Source organism: Campylobacter blaseri (assembly GCF_013201895.1).
Taxonomy (GTDB): domain Bacteria; phylum Campylobacterota; class Campylobacteria; order Campylobacterales; family Campylobacteraceae; genus Campylobacter_B; species Campylobacter_B blaseri.
The window spans coordinates 470,741-484,440 of sequence record NZ_CP053841.1; the positions used below are offsets into that span (position 1 = coordinate 470,741).

General features: G+C 28.4%; 10 protein-coding genes and 1 pseudogene. 7 read left to right on the plus strand and 4 right to left on the minus strand.

What is annotated here, in order from left to right; all coding sequences use genetic code 11:
* Positions 1 to 2: 2 nt before the first annotated feature.
* The 4 genes from CBLAS_RS02530 to CBLAS_RS02545 all read right to left on the minus strand — a co-directional run bounded on the left by CBLAS_RS02530 (position 3) and on the right by CBLAS_RS02545 (position 6,774).
* Complete coding sequence (locus CBLAS_RS02530; RefSeq protein ID WP_106871411.1) at positions 3 to 3,797, minus strand: ATP-binding protein; 3,795 nt, start codon at positions 3,795 to 3,797, stop codon at positions 3 to 5.
* Positions 3,794 to 4,459: a hypothetical protein gene (locus CBLAS_RS02535; RefSeq protein ID WP_106871409.1), complete on the minus strand. Its 666-nt coding sequence runs from the start codon at positions 4,457 to 4,459 to the stop codon at positions 3,794 to 3,796. The genes CBLAS_RS02530 and CBLAS_RS02535 overlap by 4 nt, the downstream gene beginning before the upstream one ends.
* A 70-nt stretch (positions 4,460 to 4,529) precedes the next feature.
* Complete coding sequence (gene uvrC, locus CBLAS_RS02540; RefSeq protein WP_106871407.1) at positions 4,530 to 6,326, minus strand: excinuclease ABC subunit UvrC; 1,797 nt, start codon at positions 6,324 to 6,326, stop codon at positions 4,530 to 4,532.
* Positions 6,307 to 6,774 carry a hypothetical protein gene (locus tag CBLAS_RS02545; protein ID WP_106871405.1) on the minus strand — a complete coding sequence of 156 codons (468 nt, stop codon included), beginning with the start codon at positions 6,772 to 6,774 and terminating at the stop codon, positions 6,307 to 6,309. The genes uvrC and CBLAS_RS02545 overlap by 20 nt, the downstream gene beginning before the upstream one ends.
* A 169-nt stretch (positions 6,775 to 6,943) precedes the next feature.
* Here CBLAS_RS02545 and guaA point away from each other — a divergent pair, with 169 nt between their 5' ends.
* The 7 genes and pseudogenes from guaA (at position 6,944) to CBLAS_RS09660 (ending at position 13,684) form a co-directional block, all read left to right on the plus strand.
* Positions 6,944 to 8,479: a glutamine-hydrolyzing GMP synthase gene (gene guaA, locus CBLAS_RS02550; RefSeq protein ID WP_106871403.1), complete on the plus strand. Its 1,536-nt coding sequence runs from the start codon at positions 6,944 to 6,946 to the stop codon at positions 8,477 to 8,479.
* A gap of 85 nt (positions 8,480 to 8,564) precedes the next feature.
* Entirely contained in the window at positions 8,565 to 9,593 is a 1,029-nt protein-coding gene (locus CBLAS_RS02555) for a DNA adenine methylase (protein WP_206603292.1), read from the plus strand.
* A complete protein-coding gene (locus CBLAS_RS02560; RefSeq protein WP_106871399.1) occupies positions 9,586 to 10,146 on the plus strand; it encodes a PD-(D/E)XK nuclease superfamily protein in 561 nt (186 codons plus the stop codon). The genes CBLAS_RS02555 and CBLAS_RS02560 overlap by 8 nt, the downstream gene beginning before the upstream one ends.
* Positions 10,143 to 11,002 (plus strand): annotated as a pseudogene (locus CBLAS_RS02565) (type II restriction endonuclease). The gene CBLAS_RS02560 and the pseudogene CBLAS_RS02565 overlap by 4 nt, the downstream one beginning before the upstream one ends.
* 11 nt (positions 11,003 to 11,013) lie before the next feature.
* Entirely contained in the window at positions 11,014 to 11,841 is an 828-nt protein-coding gene (locus CBLAS_RS02570; protein ID WP_106871397.1) for a restriction endonuclease, read from the plus strand.
* Positions 11,834 to 12,577, plus strand: a complete 744-nt coding sequence (locus CBLAS_RS02575; protein ID WP_106871395.1) for a TRM11 family SAM-dependent methyltransferase — start codon at positions 11,834 to 11,836, stop codon at positions 12,575 to 12,577. Before CBLAS_RS02570 ends, CBLAS_RS02575 begins: the two co-directional genes overlap by 8 nt.
* Positions 12,578 to 12,739: 162 nt before the next feature.
* The gene (locus tag CBLAS_RS09660) at positions 12,740 to 13,684 is read left to right on the plus strand and encodes an AIPR family protein (protein ID WP_106871393.1); all 945 of its coding nucleotides are present in this window, start codon (positions 12,740 to 12,742) and stop codon (positions 13,682 to 13,684) included.
* Positions 13,685 to 13,700: the final 16 nt, after the last annotated feature.

Genomic DNA, 13,700 nt, shown 5'->3' on the forward strand with positions numbered 1-13,700 from the left:
CCTTATATATATTTTTTAGCTAAATTTTCAAGCCCAGATTTTTTTATTTTACTGTTTACCACTTCGGTAAAACTATCTTCTAAAAGATGAACACTTTCATCTTCAGGATTAGCAAATAGTACAGTTTTTATATTATCTTGACTTGTCAATTTTTCAAATTCATTTAAATTGTGATCTACTATTTTATGGTCAACCATAACTACTTTATAAGAGTTAGTTTTTAGTAACTTTAGTAGATCTTCCATGTTATTAGCCGTATCAATTTTGTTTGAGAATTGTTTTAAAACAGCGTAAAAAATTTGATTTTCTAATTTTGTTTTTTTACAAAGTAAAATATCTTTAGATGTAGATTCAGATTTTTTTTCTAACTCCTCAAAACTTTCACTATGTCTATTTGAAGCAATTTCTTTTTTTACTGGCTTAAGAACTTTTTTAATCACTTTTTTTGGAACTTTTTTAATCACTTTTTTCTTTATAATTTTCTTTTCAGTTACTTGTTCATTTGCTCCAACTTTTTTATGTGGAATAAACATCTCAAGCATATTAGCCAATACATCTTTTTTAATAGGTTTTGTGCAGTATTCATCAAGTCCTTCTGCTAAAAATCTTTCCCTATCTCCTTCAAGCGCATTTGCAGTAACAGCAACTATAGGAATATGGTTTAAGCCCTGTTCTTTTTCATAGGCTTTTATCTGTTTAGTTGCTTCAACACCATCCATAACAGGCATAGCAATATCCATAAAGATGATATCAAAATCTCTTTGCTGTCTTTGTTCTAAAGCCAATTTACCATTGCCAACTATTTTTAGATTTAATCCAAAACTGCTAAGTGTGTGTTTGATTAGTTTTTGGTTAATTTCATTATCTTCCGCAACTAGAGCATCTGCATTATATTGCCTACTATCTCCTGCTTTAGATGTTTGCTCTTTTGGAACTTCAACTACTTCTTCTACTTCGACCTCTTCATCAACATATACAGTCACCTCTTCTTCTACTTCAACATATTCTATGTTATCATCTTTAACAAAGGTATCTGTTTCTAATGTTTGATTAGTAGATGAAAACACTTCTAACTCTTCAGGTTTTTCATCTGGGATTTTTTGATCAAGAGTAATATCTAGTTTTATACCTTCATCTTCTTTTTCAGTACTTTCTATTTTTTTCGTTTGAGCTTCTGTTTCCTCATTGAAATTAAAGCTTAGTGCAATATCGTCTTCTGTATCATCAGAAGGTTTAATGTTTTCTAGGTCATTTTGAGTTAAGTTTGAGTCAATTGTAGCTTTAGGAACATCTTCAATTGTAGGAATATCTGCTTGTTTAGCTGACGATTCGTTTATTTTACTTCTTAATATATCTCTTAAATTTTGAGCTACGTCGCTTTGAGTTTTTCTCTCACTTCCAACATCAGTTTTTTCTATAGTCTCTTCTTTGGCTTTTATAGATATGTTTTGATCATCAATGCTTATTGAACCATGTTGTTGGGTCAAATTTTGTTTAATGTTTATATCTAAATTTAAAGGTCCTGATTTTGTAATTTTACCACTTTTTACAAGTCTTTCCATAAATTTGACTATTTTTGATGTGTTCATAGGTTCAGAAATAGTATATATATTATCATCTTGAATGTTAAGAACTTGCAGCTCTTTTGGTTTTGCACTAATTGCAATAGGTATGCTTAGTTTCCTGTTTAACATAGCATAGTCTTTTAGTCTAATTAGTAATACATCAAAATTATCTTCATCTATATCGCTAGCATTTTCAAAAATCTCTACGCTACCTTTCATATACTTAATATATTCTTTTGCTATAGTATTATATGCATGGTGAGCTGAATCGGTAAGAATAGCAAACCTAGTACCCCTTACATCTTTATATCTCTCTCTTCCATCTGATTTTTCTGTCTCTTTAAATGTTAAAGTAAAGTAAAATCTTGAACCTTTTCCCTCTTCTGATTCAACTTCTAATATACCGCCCATCATAGATACATATTTTGAACAAATTGTAAGACCTAGACCTGTACCACCATATCTTCTTGTTATGGTTGAGTCTGCTTGTGAGAAAGCACTAAAGATATTTTCAAGTCTGTCTGGCGATATACCAATACCATTATCTTTTACACTAAAGCTAATTTTTGCCTCACCTTCAATATCAGATTGCAAGCGACTAATTTCAACAAGTATAGTGCCGTTAGTAGGAGTAAACTTAACAGCATTGCTCATTAGGTTAATTAAAATTTCTTTAATTTTCGGAACATCTCCATATAAATGATTTACTAAACTAGGATCAATGTATGATAGCAAATCAATATTCTTCTCGCTAGATTTTGCAGCATAAACTTCAATAGCGCTTTCAAAATCTGAAATTGGGTCAAATAGAATATCTTCAATTTCAATTTTATTACTTTCAATTTTGGAAACATCAAGAATATTATTTATAATGGTTAACAGGTTTTCAGAGCTTTTTTCAACGGTTTCAACATAGTCTCTTTGTTCCTCATCAAGTTCTGTGTTGCTAAGAAGTTCAGTAAATCCTAAAATACCATTTAGAGGTGTTCTAATCTCATGGGACATATTTGCAAGAAAGATTGATTTGGCTTTGTTGGCTTCTTCAGCTGCTTGTTTTTCTCTTGCTATGGCATCAACTGCATCCTCGATAACTGAATAAGCCCTAGTTAGACCTTCAGATGTTCTTAAGTCAATATGAATGTCTTGGTTTGAAATATGCCCAATATTGCCAAGAACCCCATCAAGTTCTTCTATATTTCTTTGGAATCTTCTAATAACTATAATAGCCATAAATAATAGTATCAATGCGGCTATAGCAACTCCAATAGATATAAATAGCTGAGTTTTGATTCCTTCTTGATATGCTTTTTCTTTTGCATTTAGTTCACCATCAATTTTTTCAGCTATTTGTTGGATTAGTTTAACTTTATCACTTGCAGCAGCAAACCATTCCATAGCTGCAACGCTATAGTCACCAGTTAAGGCTTCTTGTTGAAGCTGAACACTAAGATAGTTAGCATTTGAAATTGTGTTTTGAGAAGCAGGGGATGATAAAAATTTTTCTATATCTTCTTTTACATCTGATTTTGGTAGAGTGTTATATGATATTATATTACTTTGACTTGCTATCTTTCTCCATGTATTTAGAGTTTCAAAATTTAAGTTTTCACCTTTTGAAAGTATAGATAAAACATAGTCTCTTTCAAAAGCTGATGTAATAGCTGTTTGATAAGTTAAGACAAGGTTAGAAATTAAAGCTGCAATTTCTGGTGTTGTTGCATTTTCTTGTGCGTTTTTTAGATATTCAAAATAGGTATCATCTAATTCTTTAAAATATTTTAAAAATAAATCTTGAAATGAAGTTTCGAAACTATCAATATTTTTTCTTATATTACCTAGCTGATTTGCAAAATCAGTAATTTTTTGTATTTGCTCAGGTGTATCTTGATTTACAAAATATAAAATAATATCTTTTTTCTGATCATTTGCATTATTTACATAGTTATTAAATTCACGGATTACCTTATCAGTTTTTTGTCTTTGAATATTAAGAATTTCTCCAACATTAAATCTACCAGCACTAGCAGAATATATTGCACTAATACCTCTTTCTTGACCTATTTGATCAGTAACAGCTCTGGCGTTATTAATATTTTTCATTGTATATCGCAGATTTGCTGCAGATTTATAGTTTTCGTAAGAAAAATATAGATAGTAGCCAACTATTGCTAAAATAATCGCTAGGGGAATACCCATTGCCATTTTAAGAATTGAAGTTGTATTTAGCTTCATAGTTCATCCCTTTTTGTAATGATTTTATTTATTTTTGTAATGATATCGTTATATTTTGTAAAAGTCACTGAAATTTCATTAATATTTGCATTTTCTAAATTAATAATTGCTTCAACCAAAGGTTTTAGCCCCAATGATTCTGCTGGCTCTTTTAGGCTTAGTAGTATGTATGATGATTGTTTTTTATCACCTAGCGTTAAAGATTCATATAATATTTTCTCTTTTGACTTAGCTTCTTCTAGAAATTCTGACAAAATAATTTTGTAATTAATATAATCTAAATCTATATTTTTAGCTTTTTTACTGAGCCACTCCTCATTTATATAGTTATAATCCAACAAACTCTCAATTTTATCAACTTCTATAACATCTATTGCATAGCATATAGTTTTATTTATATTATAGAAATAGTCCATACTAAATTTTAGATTTAACTTTTTTTGCTTATCAGTTTTAAACACCACATAAATATATTTTTTTTTATTTTTTAACATATAGTCTATAAAATGATTATACGAACCTAAATCAAAATCAGCTTCTATAAAAAAACTAGTTATATCATCATGCTGTGCTTGAAAACTTCCAAAATCAAAAAAACCAAAAGAATTTAATAGTTTTTTTGATATTCCTACAAGTTTATAATTTGAATCATACAGTATCAATTAAAGTTCCTTCATTAAGAAAATTTTTAAACTATTTTACCATATATAGTTTTAAAAATTAATATTTTATTTAAAATTTTAGTTTTTCTGCACTAATTTTACCTATAATTTCTGAAATTTCATCAAAATTTGCCTTATAAACATTTTCAAAAGTTCCAAAATAATCAATTAATTTTTGAATTTTACCATCACTTAAACCTAAATTTTTTAAATTTGAACGATTTATATCTAGATTTCTTTTTATTTTTTGATGAAAACTTATGGCAAATCTATGAGCTTCATCTCTTAATTTTTGGATAAATTGCAGTTTTTTATCACTAGGTGGCAATGTAAAAGTTCCATTTAATGTATAAATTTTGTCTTTTGCGTTTCCTTTTGCACGGTAAGCTTTTGCATCTACTTTTTCTTTTGAAATCGCTATTAAATCGATATTTGCCCCAGTACTTTTAACAATATCATTAGCTAAGTTTAAAAGTGCTATTCCGCCATCAATAACCCATAAATCAGGAGGGTTTAATTTCTCAAATCTTTGTGCACGCATAGTTAAAAATTCGCTCATTTGATCATAATCGCTATTAGAGCTTAGATGCATATGGCGGTAGTTTGATTTGTTAAAACCATCTTCATTATATGCTATCATAGCACCAACAGGAGCACTTCCAAACATATGTGAATTATCGTAAGCTTCTATGTTTAGTGGTAAATTTGAGAGTTTGAAATACTCTTTAATCTCATTTAAAAGTTGATATCCATCTGTTTTTAGATGTTTTTTTATATTAATCTCTCCGTTTTTATAAGCAATATCACAAATTTTTCTTTTTTCACCTATTTTTGGGTACAAAACTTCAAATTTTTTATTATGTCTAGATGTTAGAATTTGGCTTACTAGCTCTCTGTCTTCAAAATCCTCATAGACATAAATTTTATTTACAGATATAGGCGAGCCAACAGGAAATGCATCAAGAACAACTTGCTTGTAAATTTCATTTAAATCAGACTCATCGGCTAATTTTGAGTTAGTAATGTTAAAGTTTGAGTTCGATATTTTACCATCTCTAATGCTAAATCTAACCGAGCTTATAAGTTTGTTAGCTGAGTTTATCGCAATAACTTCAAAATCTTCAAGTTTTGCTAAATCAACTTCAACTTTAATATCCAAATCTTTTAGTAACCCAATCTTATCTCGTAAATTTGCTGCTTCTTCGTAGTTTTGATTTTCTGCTAATTGCATCATTTTTTCATGCAAAGCACTTATCATACTTTTTGGATTTTTAAGTGCAGTTATTGCATTATCAACTATTTTAGCATATTCCTCTTTTGAAATTTTGTTTTCACAGGGTGCGTAACACCTATCTATTTGGTAAAAAAGACAAGATTTTTTACCTTTAATGCAACTTGCTTTTTGAACCAGTTTAAACTGCATATATAAAATTTCTAAAATTTCCTTAGCGCCCCTAAAATATGGTCCAAAATACTTTATATTTACCCCTTTTACAACTTTTCTAGTTATTGTAAATCTAGGAAAATCTTGATTTAAATCTATATAAATATAAGGATAAGTCTTATCATCTCTTAATAAAATATTATATTTTGGATGAAGTTGTTTTATAAAAGAATTTTCAAGTATTAAAGCATCGCTTTCGCTAGCTGTAACTACATACTCTAAATTTACAGCCTCGCTTAGCATTTTAGCTATTCTTGAACTTACATTTTTATTTATTCCAAAACTAGGTGTAAAAGAAAAATAGCTTCTAACTCTGTTTTTTAAAATTTTAGCTTTTCCTACATATAGTAGTTTGCCATTTTTATCAAAATACTGATAAACTCCAGGTAAATTTGGAAGTGTTTTAATCTGTTTTGCTAGCAATTATTAGTTTCCTAATCTCTTCAAAAATTTCAAAAGCCTTTTTATCTTTAATGTTATTTTTAAATTTACCACTACTTTTTTCATAGTAAATGTGCTGAGTTTCTCTCTCTTTTTGCAAAGTTTGCATCATTTTTATTTTTCTTTTCATATAGTTTGTGGCTACAAAAATTCTTATATCACTAGCATTTTTTAGTTCTGAATTTGGTCTAGCCATTAAAAACATTTTTAATAAGTCTTTTATGTTTTTTATATTACTATCTCTTTTAAGTTCTTGAAGCCCTGCATTATGCTTGCAGGCTATATAGAGAATTTCATTTTTTTGATATATAAATGCAATGACTTTTTGATGGGTTTGGCTAAAAAGCTTTAAAAAATCATTTAAGTCTTCATAATTTTTATAAAGGGTTGAGTTTTGAATTTCAGTAATTACACATTTGGCACTTTTCATAAGTGTATTTTAGCATTATTAATATTAATTTTTGTTGTAGGTTGTGGCTATAAAGGACCACCTGTTTATACAGAAGGTGAGATAAGTATAAAGCACACAAGCAATTGGTAAAAATAAATTTAGATATATTTTGATATACTAACCTGTAAATTTATAAATAGGAATTTTAATGAGAACAGCAGACATAGTTATACTTGATTTTGGATCACAATACACACAGTTAATCGCAAGAAGATTAAGAGAACAAGGCGTTTATGCCGAACTTATACCATTTAATACAAGTTTAAATGATATAAAAGCAAAAGAGCCAAAAGGTATTATTTTAAGTGGTGGTCCAGCTAGTGTTTATGCAAAAGATGCTTATTTTAGTGATGAGGGCATTTTTGAGCTTGGAATTCCAATACTTGGAATTTGCTATGGAATGCAACTAATTGCACACCATTTTGGTGCAAGTGTTGTAGCTGCAAAGGAAAAAGAGTATGGAAAAGCACAAATTTTCTTCAAAAAAGAGCATGAGCTTTTTAAAGATACAAAAGATGGTCAAGTTGTTTGGATGAGCCACTCTGACAAGGTTGAAAATTTGCCTGAGGGTTTTGAAGTTATTGCATACTCTGAAAATAGCGAGTATTGTGCTTATGGAGATGATGAAAGAAAGATATATGCCTTGCAATTTCACCCAGAAGTTGCACATTCTACATTTGGAAATACAATACTAAAAAACTTTGCAAAATACATTTGCAAATGTGAAAGCACTTGGAATATGGGAAGTTTTGCAAAACTACAAAGCCAAAAGATAAAAAATCTAGTTGGAGATGACAAAGTTCTATGTGCTGTAAGTGGTGGGGTTGATAGCTCTGTTGTAGCAGCTTTGCTAGGAAGTTGTATAAAAGATAATTTGATTGTAGTTTTTGTGGATAATGGACTTTTAAGAAAAGATGAAGCAAAGCATGTTCAAGAAACTTTTAAAACAAGACTTGGGATAAATTTGATAAGCATTGATGCTAGTGAGACATTTTTAAGTAGGTTAAAAGGTGTAACAGATCCAGAACAAAAAAGAAAAATTATAGGCAACACATTTATAGAGATATTTGATAAAGAGGCAGCTAAACATACAGATGTGAAATACCTAGCACAAGGAACACTTTATAGTGATGTGATAGAAAGCAGTGTAGCTGGAGCTAGTAAAACTATAAAAAGTCATCACAATGTTGGCGGTCTTCCAAAAGATATGAAATTTAAACTAATTGAGCCTTTAAGAGAGATATTTAAAGATGAAGTTAGAGCCCTTGGTTTGGAACTTGGCTTGAGTAGGGATTTGGTTTTTAGACATCCTTTCCCTGGACCTGGTCTTGCTATAAGAATTATGGGTGAAGTTACTGAGGATAGACTTGAGCTTTTAAGAAAAGCTGATGTGATTTTAAGACAAGAGCTAAAAAGCACAGGTTGGTATGATAAAACTTGGCAAGCATTTTGTGTGCTTTTAAATGTCCATAGTGTAGGAGTTATGGGTGATAATAGAACTTATGAAAATGCAGTTTGTTTAAGAGTTGTTGATGCGAGCGATGGAATGACTGCGAGTTTTTCAAGGCTTCCTTATGAGTTTTTGGAAAATGTAAGTCGCCGTATAATAAACGAAGTTGAAGGAATAAATAGAGTAGTTTATGACATCTCTAGCAAGCCACCTGCAACAATTGAATGGGAATAAAATAAGTAATGTTTTTAATATATAATCAAAATATAAAATTATATTTTGATTATATGTGAGTTTAATAACCTAACTAAGATGGAAAATGAAATTAAAAGGATTGACTATAAATAATTCAGTGACAGAAAAATTTATGGGAACTTCTTTTTGTAATAAAAACAAATTTATAGAAAATACTACTTTAAACTTATCAACTGCCAATAATCATATTAATGTTAAACCTTTTATTAAGTGGGCTGGTGGTAAGTCTGCTTTGCTTGAGGATATAAGAAAATTCTATCCTAATAACTTGGGAAAAAATATAAACAAATATTGTGAGCCCTTTGTAGGTGGAGGAGCGGTATTGTTTGATATATTATCCAAATATAATATCGATGAGATTTATATTAGCGATATTAATAATGAGCTTATAAATGTATATAAAACTATAAAATTTAATGTTTTACAATTGATTGATATTTTAAGCAAAATTCAAAATGAATATATTTCATTAGATACTGAAAAAAGAAAAGAATATTACTATCTAAAAAGAGATGAATTTAATGATTACATAAGTAAAAAAACAGATGATATTACTTATGGTTCTGCTTTGTTTATATTTCTAAATAGAACTTGTTTTAACGGTTTATATAGAGTAAATAGTAAAGGGTTGTTTAATGTACCTATAGGTTCATACAAAAATCCTAAAATTTGCGATGAATATAATTTGAAGAATATTTCTGCAAAATTAAAGAATGTGAATATATTCTGTGCTAAATATGATAAATCCATAGATTTTATTGATGAGAATACTTTTGTGTACTTTGATCCACCATATAGACCGATTACTGAAACTTCAAGTTTTACATCTTATGACAAATCAGATTTTGGAGATAATGAACAAATTGAATTATCAAAATATTATAAAAAAGCAAGCGAAACAGGAGCTGTATGTGTATTGAGCAATTCAGATCCTAAAAATGCTGATAAAGATGATAATTTTTTTGACGATTTGTATAAGGATTTTAATATCAATAGAATTAAGTCCAAAAGAAGAATCAATTCTAATGCTATTAATCGTGGAAATGTTAGTGAATTACTCATTACAAGCAATAAGGAGAATAGTAATGATTAAACATGGAACAGGAGGAGCAAATACAACAACAGGGTTAGTGTTTGAAGGAAAAACAGATCTTGTGACTTTTCTAAAGGCTCAAAAAGATTATAGAGTTGAAAAAGGAAAATATAATCAATCTTTTGATGTATACTTCAAAAATAATTTTGTTGGAAGGATCTTAAAGAAACATTCATTTTATAAATTTTTAGAAGAATATAATATTAATTGGCAAGATATTATATCAAAGAAATTACTTCCAGACGATAGTATTTTTGTTATAGTCAAAAATACCATGTATATCATAGAATGTAAATTTCAACAAATTCCAGGTTCAGTTGATGAAAAATTACAAACTTGTGATTTTAAGAAGAAACAATATCAAAAATTACTATCTAGGGCAAATATTGAAGTTGAATATATGTATTTATTATCTGATTGGTTTAAAGATTCTAAATATAAAGATGTTCTTGACTATATTATAAGTGTAAGATGTCAATATTACTTTGAATATATCCCGCTAAAAAAACTTGGTTTACCAGTTCCAAAAGATAAGAAAAGGTCTATTAAATGAGTAGAGTATTTGAAAAATGGTTAAATGGTTTTAAAAAGAGTATAGCATCCTATGGTTATTATACAGATTTTAAAAAAGTTTATAAAAATGTTGATGATATAAAGATTGAACTAAATATACTTAATTCTTTAATTGGTTCAAAAATATTGAAAAAGAATTTATTGATTTAGTTAATAAATATCCCGAAACTTTAAAATGTATCCCGATTCTTATAGCGGTAAGAGCCAATGAAATATATGCAGTTGATGCTGATGGTGAGTTTAATTATTCGTTTAAAAAGATGAACTATTCGCCTGAGCAATATGCTGTTTTTATGAGAAAATCAGGATTATTTGATTTACTTGAAGAACATATTGTTAATAATTTATATGATTATGCAACAGGAGTTGAAACTGGACTTGGATCCAATGGTAGAAAAAATCGTGGTGGACATTTGATGGAAGATTTGGTTGAAAGTTTCATCATTAAAGCTGGATTTAAAAAAGAAAAAAACTATTTTAAGGAAATGTATATTAATGAAATAGAATCAAGATGGAACATTGATTTATCAGAGATATCCAATCAAGGAAAAATGGAAAAACGCTTTGATTATGTTGTAAAAACAGAGAATCAAATTTACTTAATAGAAACCAACTTTTATGCAAGTGGTGGTTCAAAACTTAACGAAACAGCAAGAAGCTATAAGACAATAGCAACAGAAGTAGATAGAATTGATGGAGTTACATTTGTTTGGTTTACAGATGGCGAAGGCTGGAAAAGTGCAAAAAGAAATTTAGAAGAAGCCTTTGATGTAATGGAACATATTTATAATATAGATGATATGAAAAATGGGATAATGGAAAGAGTGTTTGAATAAAGGGATAATATATGAAAATAAGTGAAAATTTATCTGACAAAGAAATAAAACAATTACAAAAAACATTATATGAGTATTTTGAAACTGGATATCATTTTGAAGAATTTTTAAAGGAATATTTGATTAAAATGGGGTTAGATGAGGTTCAAGTTACGCAAAGATCTAAAGATGGAGGAATTGATTTAAAAGCTATCAGGAAAGGTGTTGGTGATTTTAGTGATATTGATATAATTCATTATTATGTTCAAGCAAAAAGATATAAAATTTCTAGTAAAATAAGTGTTAATAAAGTTAGAGAGCTTAAAGGAACAATTCCTTTTGGATATAAAGGAATGTTCATCACGACTTCATTCTTTACTAATGATGCTAAAAGCGAAGCAATTAATGATCCTTCCAAGCCTGTTGTATTAATTAATGGAGAGGCACTAATAAGAAGTTGTATTGATAATCAAATTGGTTTTGTCTATTTGCCAAAATTTAGTGCAAAGGAAATGGATAGTTTTTTAAAACATGATTCTGACTATGTTAAATATAAAGCCAAAAATTATATTGAAAAAATTATTACAGCAAATGATATAAGAGCAAGAATAATCTCTTGTCCATCTGCAATAATGAGTAAGCTAGATGGAAGAGAAGAAGTTGATGTTATTATTAATGATGATAAAGAATTTACTTTTTCAATAAACAAGGGTAGAAATTATTTTGCAAAGGTTACAGAATGTTTTAGAGAATACGGACTATTATCTGATGATAATGTTATAACTCCGAGAAAAAGTAAGTGGTATTTTGATGATAAAATGGATAAAGTTTTTATTTATATAGGTAAAGAAAATGTCTAAAAAAATAAATAAATGGGAACCTGATGATTTTGAATTAGAGATGAATACCGTTTGGTCTTTCCCAAAACGAGGAGATTGGGCGACTCATGATGCTAAATGGAGAGGAAATTGGTCACCTTATATACCTAGAAATTTAATATTAAGATATTCAAAAAAGGGTGATATTATACTAGATCAGTTTGTTGGTGGTGGAACTACATTAGTTGAGGCAAAATTATTAAATAGAGATATAATTGGTGTAGATATAAATGATGTTGCATTAAATAGATGCAAAGAAAAAATTGATTTTGAATGGGAAAATGCGGGACAGGTATATCTAAAAAAAGGTGATGCAAGAAAGTTGGATTTTATTAAAGATGAAAGCATAGATTTAATTTGTACCCATCCACCATATGCTAATATTATTAAGTATAGCGAAAATTTGGAAAATGATTTATCACATTTAAAAGTTAAAGATTTTTTAGACGAAATGAAATTTGTTGCAAAAGAATGTTATAGAGTTCTAAAGAAAGATAAATTTTGCACCATACTTATGGGTGATACAAGGCAAAAAGGTCATGTAATTCCAATGAGTTTTGAAGTAATGAAGATATTTGAAGCAGAAGGCTTTAAAACAAAAGAAATTATCATAAAAGAACAACATAATTGTAAAGCAACAGGTTTTTGGAAAACAAATAGTGTTAAGTATAATTTTTTATTGTTGGCACATGAATATTTGTTTGTGTTTAGGAAGTGAAATAGTCAAATTAAAGGAGTGATTATAAATGGAAATTAAAGTAAAACAAAAGGATTATGATTTAGTAAAAAAATAAGTATAACTTATGCTGATTCTTTTAAAATAAAGGATAGCTCTTTAGATGAAAATGACAAAGCAAGAATAGGCTTTTATTTTCTAGCTTTGGAACTAATTTTAGGAATAAAAGATATAGCAGAATTGTCAACAAAAATAATAGATTCTTCTTTTCAAGAAAAGGTTAATGGAGTTATTAATGAAGATTTAGGCATTGACGCTGTACACATAGATGAAAATAATAATAGGATTTGTCTATTTAATTTTAAGTATAGAGATACATTAAAAAAGGGAAGTGCTAAAACGCCTGCTGATTTAAGATCTACAAATTCATTTTTAGGCTATATTAAAGATGATGAACGGTTTAATAAAGACAAAGAAAAAATAACTGAATTGACTAAAGAAAAGATTTATGAAATCATAGAATTTAAGAAAATCGAACCAGAATTTAAGTGTGAATTGTACATGGTTAGTAATGATTGTACGGTTTTAGATGAAGAAGACCCTTCGGTGGTTGAATTCATTGATACTTATTCTTGGTTAGATGTTGAAAATTTTAATTTGTTAGATTTGTCCAAGGAATTGGCAATAAAACCAGATAATAATAAAGCTTCACTTATATTAAATGATAAAGAACTACTACAGCATGATATGGATGGGTATACAACTGCAAATTCATATGTTGCTAAAGTCAATATAGTTGATTTAATACGAATTACTAGTACTAATCATAAATTGAGAGAGAAGGAAAGTATAGATGAGTCTTCTATAATTTTAGAACAAGAAATTGATATAAATGTATTGTTTGATAATGTTAGGGGATATTTAGGGTCTACCAAATACAATAAAAATATTATATCTACATTGGAAGTAGAACCAGAAAAGTTTTTTCTTTTCAATAATGGGTTAACTATTACTGCAGATGATATAATTGTTAAAAAAATAAGAATGGATAAATGCTATAAAATTGAGTTAATTAACTATCAAATAGTAAATGGCGGCCAAACATTAAGGAGCATTTATCAATTTAAAGATGAACACAGAAGAAAATAAATAATTTAGCAAGAGC

Bases quoted from the DNA above. Each gene is read 5' to 3' on its own strand.
- CBLAS_RS02545 (WP_106871405.1), bottom strand. From the start codon at position 6,774: ATGAAAAGTGCCAAATGTGTAATTACTGAAATTCAAAACTCAACCCTT.
- CBLAS_RS02555 (WP_206603292.1), top strand. From the start codon at position 8,565: ATGAAATTAAAAGGATTGACTATAAATAATTCAGTGACAGAAAAATTT.
- guaA (WP_106871403.1), top strand. From the start codon at position 6,944: ATGAGAACAGCAGACATAGTTATACTTGATTTTGGATCACAATACACA.
- CBLAS_RS02530 (WP_106871411.1), bottom strand. From the start codon at position 3,797: ATGAAGCTAAATACAACTTCAATTCTTAAAATGGCAATGGGTATTCCC.
- CBLAS_RS02570 (WP_106871397.1), top strand. From the start codon at position 11,014: ATGAAAATAAGTGAAAATTTATCTGACAAAGAAATAAAACAATTACAA.
- CBLAS_RS02560 (WP_106871399.1), top strand. From the start codon at position 9,586: ATGATTAAACATGGAACAGGAGGAGCAAATACAACAACAGGGTTAGTG.
- CBLAS_RS02575 (WP_106871395.1), top strand. From the start codon at position 11,834: ATGTCTAAAAAAATAAATAAATGGGAACCTGATGATTTTGAATTAGAG.